Genomic DNA, 23,652 nt, shown 5'->3' on the forward strand with positions numbered 1-23,652 from the left:
GGTGCACATTACGTGACCGGCATTTTAACGGAAGAAGCATTATATAAAAAATCACCTCAAGAAATCACAGCGCTATTATATGAAGCGTGCCTAACTAATTTGGAAGAATCAATTGATGATATAAACAATAAAGACTACGTAATTGCGAACAAAAAATTACAAAAGGCCAATGACATCTTACAACGCTTAGGTGCTGGCTTAAACTATGAAGCTGGAATAATTGCTGACCAGCTGGATGTCCTATATAACTATATGGCTGATAAAGTAGTTGAGGCTAATTATAAAAAGGATACACTGCTAATTGAAGAGGTAATAAAAGGAATGGAGCCAATTTCCATCGCATGGAATGAAGCTTTGAAGAAAAAGCCGGCCCAAACCGCAAACGTCTTGAAAAATAAAGCAATGGCCTATGAAAAAAGTGTGTTAATGGAAGATAAATAGAAAAAATTAAATTCTATGAACTCAAAATAAGGAGAGAAATAACATGAAAATTAATCATAATATTCAAGCTCTGAATGCATACAGAAACCTTTATTCAAACCAAGCCGCAACTTCAAAAAACCTGGAAAAACTTTCATCTGGTCTACGTATTAATCGCGCAGCAGATGATGCAGCAGGACTAGCCATCTCTGAAAAAATGCGTTCTCAAATCCGTGGACTTAAACAAGCGGAACGTAACTCCATGGACGGAATCTCTTTAATGCAAACAGCTGAGGGTGCTATGACTGAAGTCCACTCCATGCTACAACGTATGCGTGAGCTATCCGTACAGGCAGCGAATGAAACAAACACGAATACTGACCGTGATGCAATTCAAAAAGAAATTGATCAATTATTAGTTGAGATTGATAGTATTGCGGCAAAAACAGAATTTAATACAAGAAAGCTTCTTGATGGTTCAAGTGCTGTCGATACTCAATTTTCTAATAATAACCCAGCTAATATCACAAAGGTTCCAACAGTTATTGACCCTTCACTTGTAACCGGGGATTACCAAGTAACAGTTGGAGGTACCATTAAAGAGGTTAAAGCGATTACTCAGCCTGGAGCTGGTGTTAATAGCGCAGATGTAATAGCAAGTAGTTTAAGTGATCTGCAAGGTGAAAAGCTAAAATTAGGTGAATATTCTATTGTCGTAACAAATGTTGATACAACTGGGGCAAAGCCAAGTGCCACAATTGAAGTTTTTGATCCAGATGGATTTTCGCTAGGTAAAAAGGCAAGTGAAATTGGAACAGGTGCAACTGGTAGTCCGATTACAATAGGAACTGATGACCAAGAGATAAAAATAGATACAACATTAATCACACAGGCTGGAACTGCGAAAGTAAGATTAGAATATGAAGCAGAGATTTCAGTGAAGAAGAAAAATAATGCAGCGACTCCAGTTTATGAAGATATTACATTTAAAAAGAAAATAACAACAGAAAATGGTCTTATTAAGCATGGTGGACTAGAGCTACAGTTTGGATCAAATATGAAAACTGGTGACTCTCAATTCACTGTTACTAACAAAGCTTTATCATTCCAAATTGGTGCGAACTCTAATCAAGGAGTTAACATCGACATTCCACAGCTAAGTACTGTAAAGTTAGGAATAGACGGAATTCGTGTTAACACATATGAAGCGGCAAGTGATGCCATATTTAGATTGGATAATGCAATTACACAAATTTCAGCGGTACGTTCTAAGCTAGGGGCAACACAAAACCGCTTGGAGCATACAATTAACAACTTGCAAACTACATCTGAAAACTTAACAGCATCTGAGTCACGTATTCGTGACGCTGATATGGCACTTGAAATGACTGAGTTCACAAAGAATAATATTCTTAACCAATCAGCTCAAGCAATGCTTGCTCAAGCAAACCAATTGCCGCAAGGTATTCTTCAGTTATTACAACGCTAATAAAAAAAGAACCAGGTTGTCCAAGTTCGTTTGGGCAGCCTTTTTTAAAAACAAAAAAATTTGATTCAAAATAGCTAGTCCATGTTATAATACCTTCAAAGGAGGGGGAATCGATGGAAGAAAAGGTTTTAAATTTATTAGAAAAAATGTATGTCGAAATGCATGAAATGAAAGTTGAAATGCATGAAATGAAAGCCAACATGGCAACAAAACAAGATTTATCAAAAGTTGAACAAAGGGTTGGAAGGCTAGAGCAAAACCTGGTTGTACTTGAAAACAAAGTAGATACTAATCATAAGGCGCTATTTGATGGGTACAAACAAACATATGAAAAGCTAAACATCCTCGAAGAGAAAATCGATAGAATTGATCAAAAGGTTGAAAAGCATGATGTTGAAATAAGAGTCATTAAGGGAGCTCAATGAAGACGGCTGTTTATGGTAGTCTAAGTCTAAGCGCATACCCCGCCCCATTATTTTTCACTAATGAATAAATTCATCGTAATAGACCTCATCCTTTCATTCCTATAATAAATACAGAAGTTATCTGATATAATAATCACTATATTTGAAGCAAAAAGGCGGGAAAATAATGGACGTTCAAAAAATCGGAAAAACCGGCCTAAATAATATAAAGTCAAAAAAAAGCGGACCTACTGAAAGCATTTCCTTCCAAGAAGTAATGGGAAAAAATCGCCAGGAAATGGTCCATGAAAAATTAACAAAATTAGTTCAAGAAATTGAAGATCAAGGAAAAGTTCTTTCAGAATCCAGAACCGTTGATGAACTTCGAAAATACAAAAAGATGGTTAAAGAATTTATGGATGAAGCGGTTCAAAACGGGTTACAGTTGGAGGAACGTCGTGGTTTCAATCGCCGTGGTCGTACAAAAATCTATAAGATAGTCAAAGAAGTTGATAAAAAACTGATCGACCTCACCAATGCCGTCCTAGATAAAGAAAAAAAGAGCCTAGATATCTTAAGTATGGTGGGAGAAATCAAAGGGTTGCTAATTAATATTTACACATAAGTCACCACACTTAAATAAAGGAAAGATATTCATATGAAAACTGCAATTGTTACGGATAGTACGGCATACATACCCCAAAGTCTTCGTGAACAATTACATATTGAAATATGCCCGTTAAACGTAATTTTTGGATCAGAGTCCTACCAAGAGGAGCTTGAACTAACGGCTGATGATTTTTATGAAAAAGTAAGAAATGTTTCAGAACTCCCGAAAACATCTCAACCAGCAATAGGCTTATTCGAACAGACTTTTAAAAATTTAGCTAAAAAGGGTTATGAAGCAGTTATTTCGATTCATTTATCAAGTGGAATCAGCGGGACTTTTCAAGCATCAGTAACAGCTGGTGGAATGGTTGATGAAGTCCAAGTTTATTCCTTTGACTCGGAAATTAGCGCTATGCCGCAGGGGTTTTATGCAATTGAAGCAGCCGAAATGGCGCTTCAAGGAAAGGAACCAAAAAAGATTTTAGAACGTCTGAATGAAATGAAAAAATCGATGCGTGCTTATTTCATGGTTGACGATTTAGCTCATTTACAGCGCGGGGGCCGACTAAATGGCGCTCAAGCATTAATAGGAAGTCTTCTTCAAGTAAAGCCAATCTTGCATTTTGAAGATACAAAAATAGTTCCTTTTGAAAAAATCCGTACACATAAAAAAGCAATAAAGCGTATTCTGGAGTTATTCGACGAAGATGCAAAAATAGGAGTACCAATAAAAGCTTCGTTAATTCATGCAAATAGACTAGATATAGTCGAGGAATTGAAAAATCAAATTCAATCTGAATATAAAAATGTAGAAATCGATATTAGCTACTTTGGTGCGGTAATTGGTACTCATTTAGGTGAAGGAGCAATTGGATTAGGCTGGTATAAAAAGTAGGGCACTGACAAAACTCTTGTTGTTAGTGCCTATAATCATAATGAAAGGTGCTGATACGATGAGATTTACGATACAAAACCAAAATAACACTCAGATTTTATACCCAGAATTACTAGTTTCAAAGGACACTCAAAACCAACAGTCCTTCCAATCAATCTACAAAATAGCAAATCTACTACCACAAAAACTAAAAGAAGAATTTCAATACTCCCAAGAACTCCAACAACATCTTCAAGGCAAAAGACTACTACTAGACGAATTACCATTTCCATTATCAGACATTCATAAACACTATCTAAATGGCTATATCCAATACCACCATGGAATCATAATAACCCCCAAAAAACAATTCATCTGTCAACGCTGTGGCAATCAAAATCAACATATATTTGCATCATTTCACTGTGCGCGTTGCTGTAAACAAGGCTGCACCTATTGTAGAAACTGTATTATGATGGGGCGAGTCAGTCAATGTACTCCGCTCATTACCTGGACAGGTCCTTCTTCACAAAAAACAGCCCATAGCAAATCAGTTTTAAACTGGTCCGGCCAGCTCTCACCTGGCCAACAAACTGCCTCAGACAAAGTAATTGAAACAATCAACAACAATCAAGACTTACTAGTCTGGGCCGTGTGCGGATCTGGAAAAACCGAAGTACTTTTCCAAGGTATAAAAACAGCACTTCAACATGGGAAACAAGTTTGCATCACAACACCACGAACAGATGTCGTCCATGAACTGACGCCACGTCTTAAGCAAGCCTTTCCCAATACAACATTAATATCTTTATATGGTGGCAGTGAAGATCGCAGCAAAACAGCCCAACTAACAATATCAACCACTCATCAACTCCTTAGATACTACAAAAACTTCGACGTCATTATCATCGATGAAGTAGATGCCTTTCCCTATTCAGCTGACCCATCACTACAATATGCTGTCCATCAAGCGAAAAAAGAAATATCAGCGATGATCTACCTAACCGCCACTCCAAACGCAGAATTCAAACAAAAGTCCAACAAAAACAAAATACAAACCGTTACAATTCCAGCCCGGTATCATCGCCAACCACTACCTGTTCCGACCTTTACTTGGTGTGGCAACTGGAAAAGCCGACTTAAAAAGAAACATGACATCCCTACAAACCTAAAGAACTGGATCACAGGCCAACTTCAAAATAATAAGCAAGCTTTTCTGTTTGTCCCACATATCACAACATTAAATGATGTAGTGCCCATCTTGAAAAAGATAAATGCAAGCATCGAAGGTGTCCATTCCGAGGATCCGAACCGTAAACAAAAGGTCCAAGCCTTCCGTGAAGGAACAGTCCCAATTCTTGTCACAACAACGATCCTAGAACGAGGAGTAACAGTACCAAATACAGATGTTGCTGTTTTCGGTGCTGAGGATGATATTTTTACCGAAAGTGCCCTTGTGCAAATAGCCGGAAGGGTTGGCCGCAGTCCTAAATATCCAGCAGGTGAGGTAATCTTCTTTCATTATGGAAAAACAAAAGCAATGAAAGATGCCCGAACGCAAATTCTAAAAATGAATAAACAAGGGAAACACCTAGGTTTGCTTGATTGAAAATAATTGCCCAATTAATAAAAAGGAGAAGACCCAAATATGCACTGCCTAATCTGCCAGCAACCACTCACCGAAATCATCACATGGAGTTCGCTATTCACACTATCAAGCCGAAACATCGAACCTCAAATCTGCCACCAATGTAATCAAAAACTAGAACCAATTACTGGTGAACAATGCCGGATTTGCAGCCGTCCTTTTTCAAAACTAGACCCGAAATTTCGCAAACAAGACCTTTGCACTGACTGCTATAATTGGGAACAGGATCCTGAATGGCAAGGGCTCCTTGTCCAAAACATATCGATCTTTCATTACAATGATTTTCTTAAAGATTTGCTTGCCCAATTTAAATTTCGCGGTGACCACGAATTAGTAAAGATTTTCACTGAACCGATACAAACGAAATTTAAACAAATGTTTGATCAAAAAATTCCACCGATCATAATACCAGTCCCATTAAGCATAGAGCGCCAATATGAAAGAGGATTTAATCAAGCACAATCATTAGCAAGTCTTCTAAGCCAACAACCAATAGAAGAAATACTAGAACGCTCTCATACCGAAAAACAAAGTAAAAAGAAACGCTCAGAAAGGCTACTAACAGATTCACCATTCCATCTTAAGGCCGATATCAACCCAGCCCAATACAAAAACAAAAATTTCCTCATCATAGATGACATCTACACCACTGGCATAACATTAAGACAAATAGCAAAAGTACTTCAACCACTCTCACCAAATTCAATCAAATCGCTAACATTAGCTAGAAGTTAATGGTACGGACTCCATTTCACAAAATTCGGAACCAATAACTAAATAAATTTCACACCTGTGACGATATAATAAATATAAGAAAAGAACCGTCTCAAGGAGGAAAACTAACTATGTCACAACTAGATAATTGTTCGAGATGTGGTCGTATATATGTCCGTAACCTTAGTGGATTATGTGATGTCTGTCGAAAAGAAGATGATCAATTATTCGATAAAGTATACCAATTTATTAGGAAACGCCAAAATCGTGCAGCTACCATGCTACAAATTGTAGAAGCAACAGGAGTTCCTGAAGTAACCATTATGCGCTTTGTGAAAGAAGGACGTCTAAAACCAGCGCAATTTCCAAACTTGGGTTATCCATGTGAACGCTGTGGAACGACCATTCAATCAGGCAAGCTTTGTGCAATATGTGCTGGTAAACTTGAATCGGATCTAAAACAATTTGAACATGAAGAAGAACGGAAACGAAAAATTGAAGAAAGAGAAAAAAAGACCTATTTCACGGAGGATTGAAATAATAACCGTAATTAGCCAATATAAGTAAACTTTTAAGAAAAATTGCCGATAATAAAGAAAAGGTATTGTTGTACTATCAAATATTGTTAAGAATTTGGTTGATAGTATAAGAAAATACATCGCTATTTGCCATAGGCAAATAACGTGTTTTTCTAATGAAAGAGGTGAACGGATTTGAAAATCAATCATTTTGGTCCTGTAAATATGAATCCATATAAAAAACAAATTGAAAAAATGAATCAATTACAAAAAACGTCAAGTACAGACCAAGTCCAAATTTCAACTGAAGCAATGGAGCTGCAAAAAGGCAGTCGAATCGAAACGGAACGGCAAGCTAAAGTTGAAGAACTAAAAAACAAAATTGAATCCGGAGAATATCAAGTAAATCCACGTGAAGTGGCGAAGAAAATGTATGAGTTCTGGAACAACTAACAGATAAAGGAGGATCAGTCAGTGTCTGCAGAAACACTAATTCAAACACTAGAAAAAATACTTTTTTTGTACAAAAGCTTAAACCAATTGGCAAAACAAAAGACAGAAATATTAAAGACTGGAGACACTGCAGCCCTTAATAACCTGTTAAAGGAGGAAAAAAAACATATCCAAGCTATACAAAAATTTGAAACCGAACGTCAACAGGTTTCAATCGCTTTTTTAGCAAGGAAACAATCCAATGATTTTACTAATCCAACAATTGAAGATTGTATTCATTTTGCCAACACGGCTGAGAAAATAAAATTAACTCGAATAAAGTCTAAATTACAACAACAAATTAAAATATTATCCAATCAAAACGAACTAAATCAGCAGCTGCTCAAACAGTCCCTGCAGTTTGTAAATTTATCATTGGATATCTTAAAACCTGAAATAGATACTTATAATTATGAGCGCCCAGGTCAATCGTTTCAGTACGAGGAAGGCCGCTCAATTTTTAATTCAAAGGCATAAATTTTAACGGAGGTGAAAACTAAATGGTTTCAACGTTTCATGGATTAGAAACAGCCCGTAGGGGAATGATGACACAACAGGCTGCGCTTTACGTTACGGGACACAATATTGCAAATGCCAATACACCCGGCTATACAAGGCAGCGGGTTAATTTTGAAGCAACACAAGCGTATCCACCTGTAGGTAGGAATAATGCAAAAATTCCAGGTCAAATAGGTACTGGTGTACAAGCAGGAGATATCCAACGAATTCGGGATTCATTTGTTGATACGCAATTTAGAGGCGAAAACAGCAAGCTTGGTTTTTGGCAAGCAAAAGCTGAAATGCTTACACAAATGGAAGATATTATGAATGAGCCTTCAGATACAGGTCTAGCAAAATCAATGGATGAATTTTGGAACTCATTACAGGATTTAGCCGTACAACCGCAAAACAACGGGGCTCGACGGGTTGTGCGTCAACGCGGTATAGCTTTAGCCAACACTTTTAATTATATGTACAATTCTTTAAAGGCTGTCCAAAAGGATTATCGGAACGAAATTGATATTTCCGAAACGCAAATCAATTCTCTTTTAAGACAAATTAATCAATTAAATAAACAAATTGGATCGATCGAGCCACATGGCTATTTGCCAAATGATTTGTACGATGAACGTGATAGATTAGTAGATGAATTATCGAGCTTAGTCAATATAAAAGTTGAAGTGAAGCCAAGTGGTGGTTTAGCATCAGCGAATGCGGAAGGATTATATGATATTTACCTTGCTACACCACAGGGGGATAAGCTAAAGGATTCTGATGGTAAAGAAATTCAGCTAGTGAATACTACGGATGGCAAGGCCTATGGAATTCATATTAAGTATGAAGACCGAACAGTACTAGATAGCCCTGTCTCTGAAATTAGATTCTTTGAATTAAAAGAAACGGAAAAAGGCTTTGTTGGTCTAGCGGATGACGCTGCCGCCGATGATGACAATGCTACCCCGGTTTATGAGCTTTCAAAGTTTTCCTCCTTTAATACAAACGGCAGGTTAAAAGGATTTATCGAAGGCTACGGCTATAAAGAGGGTACAGATACAAAAGGGCTATACAATGATATGCTGTCCGACCTTGATAAGATGGCTTTTACATTTGCCGAACAATTTAATCTTGTTCACCAATCTGGCTGGAGCTTAAATGAAATAAGAGATGGTGTGGAACATAATTACAATTTCTTTGACCTCGGAGGATTGACAGCTGACAATCCTGCAGGAGCAGCCGCGTTAATAAAGGTAGCCCAGGCCATTATGGATGATGTCGATAATATTGCGGCGGCGGCAGAAGGAAATGTGATTGCCGGCTCAATGGAAAGAACAAGCAATGTTGACAATAAGACTGTTGGTAATCCAAGTATTAAAGGGATTTACGATAGGACAAAAACAACTCCCTCTTTTTCAGATGAAGCAAAAGAAATAAAAGTAGAGTTAAGCTTTGATGAAACTTCCAACTCATGGAGCTATAAGTTTACATCTTATAAAAGTGATGGAACTAACCTTGATATATCAGAAGGCACTATTGGCACAAGTGGGAAAATTTCACTATATGGCATTGATATCGATACAACACTTGTTAAACCAAAAGATGACGATAGTGGCATACAAACATGGTCATATACATTTTCAGCAGAAGGAGTTAAGTCAAGCGACGAAGCTTTCATCGGCAACGGCTCAAATGCATTAGAGCTTTCGAAGGTTAAAGATGCTCTTTTAAATTATGGCGGTAGCTTAACGAATGTTTCTACCTTTTACCAAGGTATGATCGGAGCATTAGGTGACCAAACATCTGAAGCTCTAAGAATGCTAAATACATCGACAACGCTAAAAGATTCTGTTGAGCAACGCCGGATGTCAATTAGCAATGTATCTCTAGATGAAGAAATGACAAATATGATTAAATTCCAGCATGCCTATAATGCAGCAGCAAGACAAATTACTCTAGTTGATGAAATGCTCGATAAAATTATCAATGGTATGGGATTAGTAGGAAGATAGGGTAGGTGAAAAATAGTGCGAGTTACACAAAATATGTTAACGAACAGCAACCTCAGTTATATAAGTAAAAATTATGAACGCTTAGCGAAGTTACAAGACCAAATTAATACAGGCAAAAAAATAACCCGCCCTTCTGATGATCCTGTTGTTGCTATGAAAGGGATGCGATATCGAAGTCAATTAACGGAGGTCAAGCAATTTTATCGGAATCTAACCGAAGGCTTTACCTGGTTGGAAAATACAGATTCCGCCCTTGATGAAACAGCAAAAGTATTAGAGCGTGTCCGAGAATTAGTCGTGCAAGCATCAAACGACACCTATGACTCAGCTGCACGTGGAAATATTGCGAAAGAGATTGAACAGTTACAAAAACATCTAGCATCAGTCGCAAATACAAAAGTTGGTGAGAATTATATTTTTAATGGAACCGATATTGGTACAGCACCAGTTAAGGAAGATTCATTGTTCGTTGAATTTAACACGTTTAAATCTGATATTGCGGCAAGTGCCATTGATCCGGAAAATTACGTAGTCAATTATCAAGGCTATACATTCCAATATGACAAAGATAATAGTACAGCTGATAAACTTGAATATAAATCTACAGCTGGAAACACAATTACAATCGATATAACGACAGGGGATATCACCCATAAATATACAAATACATCTAATACAACAACAGAAGAAAGAATAAATGGAGATAATTTGGCTATTGCCAATAAAAATGCTATATCCACGAATACCCAGGATTTTGAAGTAGAAGTCATGAAGGGTGTCAAAATTCCAGTAAACGTCCGACCACAAGATGCCTTCTCAATCGAACTTTTTAGTGGGTTGGAATCTATCAAAAAAATGTTGGTAAATCCGGATACTAAAGGCACAGATATCACAAAAGCACTTGAATCATTAGATAAAATCTCTAACGGTGTTGTATCGACGAGATCAGAACTAGGTGCACGCCAAAACAGGGCTGAATTAGTAGAAAACCGTCTGCAGGAGCAGAAAATCACCGCTGAAAAAACCGTATCAGACAACGAAGACATCGACTTTGAACAAGCCATTATCGATTTAATAACCCAAGAAGGCATCCATCGCGCCTCATTAGCGGCAGGAGCCCGGATCATCCAACCAACATTAATGGACTTTTTAAGATGAAAAAGCTATCTGCAACTTGATAGCTTTTTTTCATAAATATCAGTCTGCTTTTAAAAATTAAAAAGAAATGGTGAGATAAATGAAAATAAATACAAAATACCATGGTGAAATGGAAATAGAAGACAAAGCCATCATTCAATTTAAAGAAGGCATCCCAAGCTTCGAAGATGAAAAACAATTTGTCATCATACCATTAGACGAAGACAGCCCATTCCTAATCTTGCAATCCTTAACAACACCAAGTTTAGGATTTGTAATCATTAGCCCATTCGATTACTTTACAGATTATACCGTTGATTTATCCGAATCAACTATTCAAAAATTGAAAATCAAAAGCGAAGACCAAGTAGCAATCTATACAATTCTAACCGTCCAAGAGCCATTCGAAAACACAACCACAAACCTAAGTGGCCCAATCGTTATCAACGTCAAAGATCAACTGGGAAAACAAATCATCCTAAACAACGAAAAATACACAACAAAGCACCACATCATCAAAACCCCAACCGCAATAAGCAAGGAGGGGAAATAATGCTTGTACTTACAAGAAAACCAAATCAATCCATCCAAATCGGTGATGATATTGAACTTACAATCCTTTCTGTTGAAGGTGATCAAGTTAAAATCGGCATCAACGCCCCAAGACAAATAGAAATACATAGAAAAGAAATCTATTTGGCAATTCAAGAAGAAAACCACCAAGCAGCATCAGAAGTATCGATCGATTCACTTAAAGGTTTATCATTACAGATTCGGAAAAAATAAATCTAACCCACTTAGAAAAGCAAGTAAATCTAAGTGGGATTTTTAGTTGTCTAAAGAAATCATCATTAAAAAATATTTATTATAAAACTATTAAACTTCCAAAAATAATGTCGATATATAAATTGTACAAGTTAGCCATTAAAGGCGGCCGACTTTAATGGCTAACTTAACCAAAATTCACATGGATGTGAATAAACGACAATTCAAGGAGGAAATTAAAATGAGAATTAATCACAACATTGCAGCGTTGAACACGTATCGTCAGTTGAATACCGCATCAACAGGTCAAACTAAATCAATGGAGAAATTATCTTCAGGTCTTCGTATTAACAAAGCTGGGGACGATGCAGCGGGTCTTGCAATCTCCGAAAAAATGCGTGCACAAGTACGTGGTTTAGATCAAGCATCTGCAAATGCTCAAGACGGTATTTCAATGATTCAAACAGCTGAAGGTGCTTTGAATGAAACGCATTCAATCCTTCAACGTGTACGTGAACTTGCCGACCAATCTGCAAATGGCACGAACACTGCTGAGGATCGTAAAGCAATTCAAGATGAAGTAACTCAATTAAAACAAGAGATTGACCGTATCGGTAATACTACAGAATTTAATACACAGAAGTTGTTGAATGGTAACTTGAAATCTGCTGGTGGTGCATCAGTTGGACAAAATACAACGACTGGTTCTACTGTTGGTAAATTAGCAGCTGGAACCCTTACAGTCTCCGGATCCCATACACTATCATCGTCTGCATTCTCAACGTCTTTTGTAGCTGAAACTCTTAAAATTGATGGCACTGAAATTACTGTAAATTGGCAGAACTTAAGTACAGATGAGCAAAATATTATTAAAAACGGCGCTAGCAGTGATGCCACTTCTCAACAAAAAGCGCTTGATTTAATGGTAAGTAAAATTAACGAGGCCATTGATCAATCTGGCACCGGAGTTGCCCATGTAAGTGGTTATCTAAGTGGGGGTGCTATTACACTAACTAGTGGATCCGAAGGAACGAATTCTAAAATTGAAGCAGGTAGTGCGGGTGTATTAAATCAAGCTCTTGGTGGAGCAGGGACATCAACTGCTGGAACAAATAAATATAATGGAACAACTATTGCAAGTGCAACTTCTAGTTTTATTGCAGATATTAATGGTGTAACGATGGAGGTTACACTCACTGGCGCAGGAATCGCAAATGGTTCTGACATGTCAACTGCGGCCGATTTATTACAAACAGCTATTAATAATGCGATTTCTAATGCAAACAATACCGCAGGAGCTACTTCAAATGCGAATCCTGGTTTTATTGCTGACGTCAAAGTAAATGTTACAAAAGATGGTCGGTTTGAAATTGTTAGTGAAACAGGTCCAGTTAAGTTATCTGATAAAGTTGGAGAAACTACAGTCAAGGACCTAGGCTTATCTTCAGCACAAACTGATGCATCAGGTAATGGGGGAATGACCTTCCAAATTGGTGCAAATAAAGGCCAAACTATTACATTTGGTATTAATGATATGCGTTCTGCAGCTCTAGGAATTGCAGGTGTTGATGTTTCTACACAAGCTGGAGCTTCAAATGCTCTTGAAAGCTTGGATAAAGCTATTAAGAACGTATCTTCCGAACGTAGTAAACTTGGTGCTATACAAAACCGCTTAGAACATACAATCAATAACTTGAGTACGTCTTCTGAAAACCTAACAGCTGCGGAATCTCGTATCCGTGACGTAGATATGGCGAAAGAGATGATGGCTCAAACAAAGAATTCAATTCTTTCTCAAGCTGCTCAAGCTATGTTGGCTCAGGCAAACCAACAACCACAAGGTGTTCTTCAATTATTACGTTAATGATAAAAGGAAGAGGATCGGGGAATTTCCTCGATCCTTTTTTAATAGAATATATTTCCCTTAAAATTCAGGTAAAATAATGTTTGGAAGGTGAAGGTATGCTAATTGATAAAAACATAGAAATTCTACAACAAAATGAAATGCATTGGATTGGAAACTTAACTCCTTCATCTATTACGCATGAATTTATTTCTTCAGAAGATTCAAGAGCTGAATATTTTAAAGATAAGTACGGAAAAGTATATAGAACAGAGGATTTATACGATAAATCATACGTTATTACCCCATTAAAAAAGGAAATTATCTTTGTAATTGGGATTAATTCGATTAATGAACTGAAAGAATTATATAAAAAAATTAATAAGGATTCGTTTTTGGTTGTCATAGAGCCAAATTTATCTTTTTTAAACTATGTTTTATATTATAAAAGCTTAGATCTATTCAAAAATAGGAATGTTATCTTATTTTCAGATAATATCGAACGGTTGAATGATTTTATTCGAGGCTTCTTTTCGAATTATGGGTTACTTGGATTAGCTAAAAATATTAACTTTTATCAAACAGATTATTATCGGAAATACGATATGGAAATAACAAAGCATTGTTTACAAACCATTCGTGAGGTAGTCAGAAATCTTATTTTATCAGTAGGAAATAGTATAGAAGATGGTTTGGATGGACTAAAAAATAATCTTGAAAATTTAAAATGGCTCGAAAAGTCGAAGGATGTTTCTCAATTAAAAAATAGATATAAAGATAAACCAGCTATTGTTGTTTCGGCTGGTCCATCCTTAAATAAGAATATTAAGGAACTTAAAAGGGCAAAAAATAAAGCAGTTATTATTGCAGTTGATACGATAGTTAACAAGTTATTAATAGAGAATATTGTTCCTGATTTTGTATGTTCAGTTGAACGGGTTCCGGAAGTATATGAATACTTTTATAAGGATAAAAATATTCCTAAGGAAGTAACTCTTGTAGGCCCTCCACTCTTAGATACCCGAATTTTTTCGGAGTTTCAAGGGGAAATAATATTACCAATGAGAAAAGGAGTGGCAGAGTATAATTGGTTAAAACAATTATTAGTACTAAACGATGATAGCTTTATCGAAATGGGGTCTTCTTGTGCTCATGTTGCTTTCGGATTAGCCATGCATATAGGAGCATCACCGATAATTCTTGTAGGGCAAGATCTAGCATATGGCTCTAAAGAGGGAGAATCTCACGCATCAGGAACAATATATGAAAGTAAAGTTCAAGATCAAAAAGCTGAGTCTTTAATCCAAGATTATAAAATAGAAGGTTACTATGGAGGATTAGTAAGTACAACTTATATATGGGGATATTTTAAACAGTGGTTTGAAGCGCAAATTAGTAATCAACAACTATTTGTTATCAATGCAACTGAAGGAGGAGCTAAAATTAGCTTTACCGTTCAAAAGCCTTTGAAAGAAACAATAGATACGTATTGTTTGGAAGAGATTGATTCAGTCGAAAGAATGGTTAAGACCATCAATACATACGGTATAAATATTGGAGATATGAAGGATGCTCTTTATAAAGAATTAGATTACTTTTCTACATTTAAAGAAAAATGTACAGAACAGCTTAAAAATATTAAGGAATTAAAAATTAATTATTCAAGTTCACAAAAGAAGTTAATAAAGGCTGTTAAAGAGCTACAAAAATCAAATTTTATAATGAATGAGATTTTACGACATGATTTATTAAGACATAACCTGCAATCTATTGTTGTAAAGTTCCTTTGGGATATAAATGGAATTGAACAAGTAATGAATGCCAAAAATATACTTAAGAATAAAGAGATTCAAATAAAGATGTTAATTCCTACTATTGTTTGCGTTGAACAAATAGAAGATTATATAAATGATGTACTAAAAAATTATATTTAATAGAGAATATGATTTATTTATATGTTCTCAGGGTTAATTTCGTGAATTTTAACTATAATAATATAGTTTTATAATTTATTGCGAAGCCCGATAAATTTTGGAAAATAACCAAGTATAATAAATTGCATAATGCAAATGTCGATACAATTGCGAGGGAAAAACAATGCTATCAGGAAAAACAATATTAGTTACAGGTGGTACGGGCTCATTTGGTAAGAAATTCATTCAGAAAGTACTTGAGTTTGATGTTAAGAAAGTCATTGTATTCAGTCGTGATGAATTGAAACAGTATGAAATGTCTAGGGAGTATACTGATTCACGTATACGTTTTTTTATTGGCGATGTGCGTGATAAAGACAGACTTTACCGGGCGTTTGACAGTGTAGATATTGTTATTCATGCAGCAGCTTTAAAGCATGTAGGAGCCTGTGAATATAATCCCTTTGAGGCAGTTAAAACGAATATTCACGGTGCGCAAAATATTATAGAAGCGGCAATTGATAAAGGAGTAAAAAGGGTAATTGCTTTAAGTACCGATAAAGCCTGTAGCCCGATTAATTTATACGGAGCTACAAAATTAGCGTCAGATAAACTATTTGTCGCAGCCAATGCTTATGTTGGGGGAAAAGATACACGATTTTCTGTGGTACGTTATGGGAATGTTGTAGGTAGCAGGGGAAGTGTGGTACCTTTCTTTAAAAAAATTAAAGGAACGGGCAAAATTCCAGTAACAGATGAACGTATGACGCGGTTTTGGATAACTTTAGACCAAGGGGTACAATTTGTGTTAGATAACCTTGAGCGCATGCATGGTGGGGAAATCTTTGTCCCTAAAATTCCAAGTATGAAGGTAATAGATCTTGCAAAAGCAGTTGCACCAGACTGTGAAATTGAAATAGTAGGCATCCGCCCAGGGGAAAAACTTCATGAATCGATGATTACAGAAGACGATGCCCGCCATACGAAAGAATTTGATACATATTATATTATTCAACCGGAATTCCCGTGGTGGTCTGAAGGGTACACAGCTGCTGGTAAATCATTAGAAGAAGGGTTTAAATATACAAGTGACACAAACACAAAATGGCTATCTGTTGATGAGTTAAGAGAATTAGTTGAGGATATGCAGTTTCATTGAATAGAGGCGAATAGAGATGGGGAATTTCAAACCAGTCAGGGATTCCTATTTACCGTATGGTAGACAATGGATTGATGAAGAGGATATTGAGTCGGTTATTAGGGTACTACGTGGTGATTATTTAACTACTGGACCTTATGTTTCTGAATTTGAAACTGCCGTTGCAAATTACGTTGGAGCAAAATATGCAGTATCTTTTTCAAACGGAACTGCTGCACTGCATGGTGCTTGTTTTGCCGCAGGAATAGGTGATGGAGATGAAGTTATTACAACGCCTATGACATTTGTAGCAAGTGCAAATTGTATCCTCTACCAACGGGGAAAGCCAGTATTTGCAGACATCGATAATAAAACATACAATATTGACCCAGTTGAAATAGAAAGGAAAATAACAAGTAGAACAAAAGCGATTATACCAGTAGATTTTACTGGACAACCCGTTGCGCTAGATGAAATTATTTCTATTGCTAAAAAACATAATTTAGTTGTAATAGAGGATGCAGCACATGCATTAGGTGCAACGTATAAGGGGAAAAGAATCGGGTCTATTAGTGATATGACCATGTTCAGCTTCCATCCAGTTAAACATATAACAACAGGTGAGGGTGGGGTCATTACAACTAATAACAAAGATTATTATGAAAAGCTTCTCCAGTTTCGTAGCCACGGGATAACAAGGGATAAAATTAAATTAAATGATATTGAACAAGGACCTTGGTATTATGAAATGCAATTTTTAGGCTATAATTATCGAATGACAGATATTCAAGCATCTCTTGGTATTAGTCAATTGAAGAAGATTGATAAGTTTGTTAATTTTAGGAAAAAATATGTATCAATATATAATGAGGCATTTAAAGATATGGATGAAATAAAAATTCCATATCAAAATAAGGAAGGATCATCAAGTTGGCACCTATATATCATTCGGCTAGACTTGGAAAAATTAAAAGGAAGTAGAAAAGAAATTTTTGAATCATTACAAAAGCGGAATATCGGAGTTAATGTGCATTATATTCCCGTCTATTTTCATCCATATTATATGAAATGTGGTTATCAAAGAGGGATATGTCCAAATGCGGAAAAATTGTATGAGGAAATTATTACATTACCACTTTTTCCTGCAATGACAGAAGATGATGTGAATGATGTTATATCGGCAGTAAATGAGGTCTTAATTTATAATCGGAAGTAGAGCAAATTAATGAAAGTTCATTTGTTTAGGGTTAAATAATTCTGTTTTTTATCAAGTTAAAAAAATGGGTTATTAATATTATGTGGAGTTTATGTTAAGACAAGGTCTTACTTAGTATAAAAAGCATAACAAGTTAGTTATTCCAATCTAAATCGTAATATAAGAAGAATCTCCTGAATGAAGATAACTTCACAAACCACTTATTTTGGCTCAGACCAATGAGTTGGAAGCATAACCCATTTATCAAAGTATCTTGAAAATTTGGAAGAACTTCTAAATCATTAGAATTTGCTATCGATAAAAGGAAGAAGAATATGTATAAAACTTTAATTCCAATCTTTGATCTTGATGATACGTTATATTGTGAACATGATTATGTTCTATCGGGGTTTAAGTCAGTAGCTAATTTTATTACTAGCAAAAATAACACCGCAAATGCAGGGTTAATTTATAATAATTTCATTAATGTCTGGCTATCGCATGGAAGAGGGAAAGTTTTTGATATTGTTTGTGAAAACCTTAGTATCCCTTTTGATATAGCAAAACTAGTTCAAGTATACAGAGAACATCAACCCAAATTAGAATTATACGATGATGCTAAGGAAGTACTATCGTATTTTAATACTAAGAAAATACCGATGGGTTTAATCACTGATGGGAATTCGACTATGCAATGGAGAAAGATTAAATCATTAAAATTAGATAAATTAATAGATGTTATTATAGTAACTGATGATTTAGGTTTTGAATATTGGAAACCCAATGCGGCTCCATATAAAAAGGCTGCGAAAAAACTTAATGTGCCAATTGAAAAATGTGTATATATTGGAGATAACCCAAATAAAGATTTTGTAACTGCAAAGAAATTAGGAATGCACACTATCAGAATTGTTCGTCCAGTTGGTGATCATGCGAAAACAAGACTCAATAAGACATATGAGGCCGATAAAGAAATATATTCGTTAATCGAATTGCTAGAGAACTGGAGCTGATTTTTAGTTGAATGTTTTGGTAACAAGTATTTCAAGGAAAATTCCTTTAATAAATGAAGTTCAAAAAGCAGGCAATAAGCTTGGTATAAATAGTTTAATATATGGCGCAGATAGTAACAGTGAGGCAATCGGAAAATTTTTTGTCGACAATTTTTGGCATATGCCATTATTAAACGAATTAAAAATAGAAGACCTAATAACATATTGTAAATCTAATGATATTAAAGCGATTATTCCAACTAGGGATGGAGAGTTGGTGTTTTTCTCAAAATATAGAGAATTATTGCGTGAGAATAATATTAATGCAATGATTTCAGATGAAACTACAATTAAAAATTGTCTTGATAAGCTTGCTTATTTTTCGATTGCAAAAGAAATGGGATATCCAGTAATAAATACCTATGTTGATATTGAAGATCTTACTTGTGATAGTTTTGTTGTAAAAGAACGGTATGGTGCTGGAGCAAAAAAAATAGGTATAAATTTAACTAAGCAAGAAGCTATTAGACATGCTAAATATTTAAAAAAGCCTATTTTCCAGCCTTTTATAAAAGGTCAAGAATATAGTGTTGATATTTTTATTGATATGATGGGTAAGATTAAAGGCAGTGTGGTAAGAAAAAGAGATTTAGTTCTAAATGGTGAATCACAAATTACTACTACTATTAACTTTACACGGTTAGAGATACTTTGTGAACAATTTGCCTCTGAATTGAAATTTTATGGACATATAATAATGCAGGTAATAGTTGATCTTGAAGGTAACATTCATTTCATTGAGTGTAACCCTAGATTTGGCGGAGCATCAACGTTAAGTATTGCAGTTGGCTTAGATAGTTTTTATTGGTTTTTGCTAGAAGTTAGAGGATTTAATTTGGATGACATATCATTTGAGAGAAGTAAAAGTGAAAAAAGGTTAATTCGTTATCCAAAAGATTGGATTTTAGAAATTGAGGAAAAAGAAAAACTTTTAAAAAATAAAAATGAAATGTTTTACCCTAAGTAAATTTTTTATATCAGTGGTTTAAGATAATATAATAGGATAAATTATCTTTGAAATTATATAGAGGTGCACAATCCATGAAAATAGTTATAATTATCCAAGCCCGCATGGGGTCAACACGTCTTCCAGGAAAAATTATGAAGCCGCTTGGTGGAAGTGTTGTGCTGGATTTTGTTGTATCAAGATGTAAGCTGGTTGAAAATGTGGAGGAAGTGATAGTAGCTACGTCAATTCTTTCGCAAGATGATGCAGTTGAACAATGGTGTTTACAAAACAATGTTTCGTGTTTCCGTGGGTCAGAGGATGATGTTCTATCCCGATATTATGAGTGTGCACTTCAATACAAACCAGTTGATTATGTCATTCGCGTGACGGCTGACTGTCCATTTGTTGATTACGAGCTTGCGAATGAAGTAATTGCTGAAATGAAAGAGCATCCTGCCGATATCGTACTTCTTAATGGAAGTTTGCCGCGAGGGCTGGCGGTTGAAATGATTTCCTTTTCAGCCTTAGAATATATTTTTGAAAATGGCCATGAGCCGCGCCATCGTGAACATGTTACATATTATGCCTATGAGCATCCTCAGCAATTTAAAGCAATTACTTTAGAAGTGCCAGAAGTGAAGAAACATCCAGAACTGCGGATTACATTGGACACTGAGGAAGACTATAAGCTCTGCCAGGCTGTTGCTGATTATTTTCAAGGGGACAAGCTAGTGTTGTCGCAAACAGTTGTGAATTTTCTAGTAGAGCATCCGGAAATAGCGAAGCTAAATGCCCATATTCAGCAGAAGCAGGTGATTTAATTGAGGTGATTGTATGCAAATTCTTATCCGAGCAGACGCCTCTACTGAACTAGGTTCCGGTCATATTATGCGTTGTTTAACTTTTGCTGATATGCTTAGGAAGGAGGGGGCAACGGTCTATTTTGTTTGTCGGGAGCTAAAAGGTCACCTTTGCGGACTTATAGAAGCAAAAGGTTATCACTGCTTACGACTTCCACATCTTAAACAAACGTTTGATCAACAAAAAGATGCGCAGGAAACCTTGCTTTTACTAGAATTTAACGGATTGAAATTTGATATTGTAATCATTGACCATTATCTTATTGATTCGCTATGGGAGCAAGCTGTACGAACAGCTATCCCAAATATCATGGTCATAGATGATTTAGCTAATCGAAAGCATGATTGTGATATCCTTCTTGACCAAAATTATTTTAAAAATTTTGAAATAAGATATGATGATTTAGTTCCGACGGGTTGTAACAAACTCCTTGGGCTCAAATATTTATTGCTGCGGCCGGAATTTTATGAAGAGAATACAGTCATCGATAAAAAATGCAAACCAATTCAAGATCTTTTAATTTTTTATGGCGGCTCCGATCTAACAAATGAAACAGTGAAAGTGTTAGAGGCACTGGATCAAATTAAACTTACTGATCTTACTATCCGTATTGTGGTCGGATTGTCTAATGCTAATCTAAAATTAATTGAAAATAGGTGCCGTGATCGGAACTTTCATTTTTATGTACAAATCGATTATCTTGCTCAATTGATGAAAAAAGCGGATTTAGCATTAGGGGCAGGCGGTGTAACAATGTGGGAACGCTGTTACCTTGGATTACCATCAATAATAACGGTTGTCGCTGAAAATCAGAAAGCTTCAACGGAAGCAGCTGCTAAATATGGTGCGGTTTGGAATTTAGGATGGCATGAAAATGTAACAGTTTCAAATCTTGTCGATATAATAAATAACGCCATCGAAAATCCTGATGTTCTGAAGAATATGTCGATAAAAGCAAAGCAGCTGCTGAAATCGGATGTAAAATATCGGACACATCCAGTTATTGAGGCAATCATAAACATTCTTAGATAATAACGTTACAACCTACATTAATGAGGTGATCAAATTGAAAATTGGCAACCGGCAAATAGGAAAAGGTTATAAACCCTTTATCATTGCGGAGATGTCCGGCAACCATAATCAATCATTAGAAAAAGCGTTGCAAATCGTTGAAGCAGCAGCCGAAGCAGGGGTTGATGCACTCAAACTACAAACCTATACGGCTGATACCATGACGCTAGATATCAATAAAGGCGAGTTTTTCATTAACAACCCAGACAGTTTATGGAAGGGTAAATCCTATTATGATTTATATAAAGAAGCGTATACTCCTTGGGAATGGCATGAAGCGATTTTTAAACGTTGCCGGGAGTTGGGGCTTATTGCTTTTAGTTCGCCTTTTGATGAAACAGCAGTTGATTTTTTAGAAAAACTAGATGTGCCCTGTTACAAGATTGCTTCTTTTGAAAATACGGATATACCGCTGATTGAGAAAGCAGCTTCTACAGGAAAGCCTCTTATTATCTCAACCGGAATGGCAACCGTTGCGGAGTTGGATGAAACAGTGTGGGCGGCAAGACAGGCAGGCTGCAAAGATATAATCCTTTTGAAATGTACAAGTACATACCCGGCTTCACCAGAAAATTCTAATCTTTTAACCCTTCCGCATATAAGGGAATTGTTCCAATGTGAAGTAGGATTGTCCGATCATACGATGGGTATAGGGGTCGGTGTTGCCAGTGTTGTATTAGGCGCAACGGTGATTGAGAAGCATTTTACCACCTCAAGGGCCGAAGGTGGAACAGACGCGGCGTTTTCAATGGAGCCAGATGAGATGAAAGCCTTAGTGACGGAAACAGAAAAGGCATGGAAAAGTCTTGGAGCAATCAGCTATGGTCCAACAAAAGCGGAGCAAGCATCATTAAAGGATCGACGTTCGTTATATGTTGCCGAAGACATTTGTGCAGGTGAGATTTTAACAAAAGAGAATATAAGAGCGATTCGCCCAGGATTTGGTCTGGCACCTAAGCATTTTAAAAACGTACTTGGGAAAAAAGCAAAAGTAGACATAAAGAAAGGTACGCCATTATCGTGGGAGTTATTTTAGTTCTACAAGCCTTTCAGAGCGACTGGGCTTAGGGTGCAACATATAGCGGGTGGGGTTTCCGCTCTAAAATACTGTAGCTTCCTTTATGTAGCAAAAATTAAAGCTGGTAAAACATATATAAATGAGAATATTAGAATAGTAAGGTCTAGGTGTGGATTAGAGCCGATGTATTTTTAAGTTATTTTGGGTAAAACAGCAAAGACTAATTTAGCCAAAGGAGCACCAATGAGGTGGTAGCTATTATGAGTTATAAATCATTAAATGAAATTTTTTTAAAAATAGAAATCGGAGCTGGAGATATATTATTAATCGGTTCAGATGTTACTCTATTAGCATTAGAATCACTACGTAATGGTGAAAAGTTTAATGCTGAAAATTTTATTGATTGTATCATTGAAAAAGTTGGTGACAACGGTACTATTATGTTCCCAACCTATAATTGGGACTTTTGTAAGGGTGTTGGCTTTGATTATAATAAAACGCCTTCCAAGACGGGTGCTCTAACAACAGTAGCGTTAAAAAGAAAGGATTTCAAACGTACAAAGCATCCAATTTATTCTTTTGCTGTATGGGGAAAGGATCAGCGGTATTTATGTAACTTGGAAAATGTTAGTTCATTTGGTAGCGATTCCCCATTTGGCTACTTGCATAAACAAAATGCAAAAATGTTAATAATTGGACTAGATTATCAAAGGTCGTTTACCTTTGTACATCATGTGGAAGAAATGGAAAAAGCCCCGTATCGTTATCATAAAAATTTTACTGCTCCTTATATTAATGAAGATGGTATAGAGGATGTGCGTACCTATTCGATGTATGTACGAAATCTCAAACCAGAAGTATTTACACAGATAAATCCTATAGGAAATGAGCTTGAAAGGCAGGGGGCCTCCCATCATTTTATTATCAATACAGTAGACTTTTATTTAATTGATTTGCCAAAGGCTTATAGAATTATAAAAGATGATATTGTGTACAATGGGGGAAAAAGGCTTCATATAGTGACTGAATAGGAAG

The 23,652-nt window shown here is 36.0% G+C and carries 24 protein-coding genes; all 24 read left to right on the plus strand.

What is annotated here, in order from left to right; all coding sequences use genetic code 11:
* Positions 1–12 precede the first annotated feature (12 nt).
* The 24 genes from fliS (at position 13) to P9E47_RS00540 (ending at position 23,648) form a co-directional block, all read left to right on the plus strand.
* On the plus strand, positions 13–441 hold the full coding sequence (gene fliS / locus P9E47_RS00425; protein WP_003330687.1) for a flagellar export chaperone FliS: 429 nt from the start codon (positions 13–15) through the stop codon (positions 439–441).
* A 43-nt stretch (positions 442–484) separates the two neighbouring features.
* Positions 485–1,909 (plus strand): flagellin N-terminal helical domain-containing protein, encoded by a 1,425-nt coding sequence (locus P9E47_RS00430; RefSeq protein WP_003330688.1) that lies wholly within the window; start codon positions 485–487, stop codon positions 1,907–1,909.
* Between the two features lie 113 nt (positions 1,910–2,022).
* Complete coding sequence (locus P9E47_RS00435) at positions 2,023–2,334, plus strand: hypothetical protein (protein ID WP_326162224.1); 312 nt, start codon at positions 2,023–2,025, stop codon at positions 2,332–2,334.
* 166 nt (positions 2,335–2,500) lie between these two features.
* Positions 2,501–2,938: a YaaR family protein gene (locus tag P9E47_RS00440; protein WP_003330690.1), complete on the plus strand. Its 438-nt coding sequence runs from the start codon at positions 2,501–2,503 to the stop codon at positions 2,936–2,938.
* Positions 2,939–2,971: 33 nt separating this feature from the next.
* Entirely contained in the window at positions 2,972–3,817 is an 846-nt protein-coding gene (locus tag P9E47_RS00445; RefSeq protein ID WP_326162226.1) for a DegV family protein, read from the plus strand.
* A gap of 58 nt (positions 3,818–3,875) precedes the next feature.
* Positions 3,876–5,405 (plus strand): DEAD/DEAH box helicase, encoded by a 1,530-nt coding sequence (locus tag P9E47_RS00450; protein WP_326162227.1) that lies wholly within the window; start codon positions 3,876–3,878, stop codon positions 5,403–5,405.
* 39 nt (positions 5,406–5,444) lie between these two features.
* Entirely contained in the window at positions 5,445–6,179 is a 735-nt protein-coding gene (locus P9E47_RS00455; RefSeq protein ID WP_326162228.1) for a ComF family protein, read from the plus strand.
* A 110-nt stretch (positions 6,180–6,289) separates the two neighbouring features.
* Positions 6,290–6,694: a TIGR03826 family flagellar region protein gene (locus P9E47_RS00460; protein ID WP_003330695.1), complete on the plus strand. Its 405-nt coding sequence runs from the start codon at positions 6,290–6,292 to the stop codon at positions 6,692–6,694.
* 177 nt (positions 6,695–6,871) lie between these two features.
* Complete coding sequence (flgM, locus tag P9E47_RS00465; RefSeq protein ID WP_003330696.1) at positions 6,872–7,129, plus strand: flagellar biosynthesis anti-sigma factor FlgM; 258 nt, start codon at positions 6,872–6,874, stop codon at positions 7,127–7,129.
* A 21-nt stretch (positions 7,130–7,150) separates the two neighbouring features.
* Positions 7,151–7,645, plus strand: a complete 495-nt coding sequence (locus P9E47_RS00470; RefSeq protein ID WP_326162229.1) for a flagellar protein FlgN — start codon at positions 7,151–7,153, stop codon at positions 7,643–7,645.
* Positions 7,646–7,668: 23 nt separating this feature from the next.
* The gene (gene flgK, locus P9E47_RS00475; RefSeq protein WP_326162230.1) at positions 7,669–9,675 is read left to right on the plus strand and encodes a flagellar hook-associated protein FlgK; all 2,007 of its coding nucleotides are present in this window, start codon (positions 7,669–7,671) and stop codon (positions 9,673–9,675) included.
* Between the two features lie 15 nt (positions 9,676–9,690).
* Positions 9,691–10,833: a flagellar hook-associated protein FlgL gene (flgL, locus tag P9E47_RS00480; RefSeq protein WP_003330699.1), complete on the plus strand. Its 1,143-nt coding sequence runs from the start codon at positions 9,691–9,693 to the stop codon at positions 10,831–10,833.
* Positions 10,834–10,912: 79 nt separating this feature from the next.
* On the plus strand, positions 10,913–11,365 hold the full coding sequence (gene fliW, locus P9E47_RS00485; protein WP_003330700.1) for a flagellar assembly protein FliW: 453 nt from the start codon (positions 10,913–10,915) through the stop codon (positions 11,363–11,365).
* Positions 11,365–11,598 (plus strand): carbon storage regulator CsrA, encoded by a 234-nt coding sequence (csrA, locus tag P9E47_RS00490; RefSeq protein WP_003330702.1) that lies wholly within the window; start codon positions 11,365–11,367, stop codon positions 11,596–11,598. The genes fliW and csrA overlap by 1 nt, the downstream gene beginning before the upstream one ends.
* Positions 11,599–11,818: 220 nt before the next feature.
* Positions 11,819–13,441 carry a flagellin N-terminal helical domain-containing protein gene (locus P9E47_RS00495; protein WP_039957145.1) on the plus strand — a complete coding sequence of 541 codons (1,623 nt, stop codon included), beginning with the start codon at positions 11,819–11,821 and terminating at the stop codon, positions 13,439–13,441.
* Between the two features lie 98 nt (positions 13,442–13,539).
* A complete protein-coding gene (locus tag P9E47_RS00500) occupies positions 13,540–15,354 on the plus strand; it encodes a motility associated factor glycosyltransferase family protein (protein WP_326162231.1) in 1,815 nt (604 codons plus the stop codon).
* Between the two features lie 163 nt (positions 15,355–15,517).
* Complete coding sequence (pseB, locus tag P9E47_RS00505; protein WP_003330705.1) at positions 15,518–16,492, plus strand: UDP-N-acetylglucosamine 4,6-dehydratase (inverting); 975 nt, start codon at positions 15,518–15,520, stop codon at positions 16,490–16,492.
* A 16-nt stretch (positions 16,493–16,508) separates the two neighbouring features.
* A complete protein-coding gene (gene pseC, locus P9E47_RS00510) occupies positions 16,509–17,687 on the plus strand; it encodes a UDP-4-amino-4,6-dideoxy-N-acetyl-beta-L-altrosamine transaminase (protein WP_326162233.1) in 1,179 nt (392 codons plus the stop codon).
* A gap of 314 nt (positions 17,688–18,001) precedes the next feature.
* Positions 18,002–18,679 carry an HAD family hydrolase gene (locus P9E47_RS00515; protein WP_326162234.1) on the plus strand — a complete coding sequence of 226 codons (678 nt, stop codon included), beginning with the start codon at positions 18,002–18,004 and terminating at the stop codon, positions 18,677–18,679.
* A 7-nt stretch (positions 18,680–18,686) separates the two neighbouring features.
* Positions 18,687–19,685 (plus strand): ATP-grasp domain-containing protein, encoded by a 999-nt coding sequence (locus P9E47_RS00520; RefSeq protein WP_326162235.1) that lies wholly within the window; start codon positions 18,687–18,689, stop codon positions 19,683–19,685.
* A gap of 74 nt (positions 19,686–19,759) precedes the next feature.
* Positions 19,760–20,488: a glycosyltransferase family protein gene (locus P9E47_RS00525; protein WP_326162236.1), complete on the plus strand. Its 729-nt coding sequence runs from the start codon at positions 19,760–19,762 to the stop codon at positions 20,486–20,488.
* Between the two features lie 13 nt (positions 20,489–20,501).
* Complete coding sequence (gene pseG, locus P9E47_RS00530) at positions 20,502–21,560, plus strand: UDP-2,4-diacetamido-2,4,6-trideoxy-beta-L-altropyranose hydrolase (protein ID WP_326162237.1); 1,059 nt, start codon at positions 20,502–20,504, stop codon at positions 21,558–21,560.
* 25 nt (positions 21,561–21,585) lie between these two features.
* Complete coding sequence (gene pseI / locus P9E47_RS00535) at positions 21,586–22,635, plus strand: pseudaminic acid synthase (protein ID WP_039957147.1); 1,050 nt, start codon at positions 21,586–21,588, stop codon at positions 22,633–22,635.
* A 242-nt stretch (positions 22,636–22,877) separates the two neighbouring features.
* Positions 22,878–23,648 (plus strand): AAC(3) family N-acetyltransferase, encoded by a 771-nt coding sequence (locus tag P9E47_RS00540; protein ID WP_326162238.1) that lies wholly within the window; start codon positions 22,878–22,880, stop codon positions 23,646–23,648.
* The last annotated feature ends 4 nt before the right edge of the window (positions 23,649–23,652 follow it).

It is taken from the genome of Schinkia azotoformans, assembly GCF_035811335.1.
In the GTDB taxonomy this organism is placed as follows: domain Bacteria; phylum Bacillota; class Bacilli; order Bacillales; family Bacillaceae_J; genus Schinkia; species Schinkia azotoformans.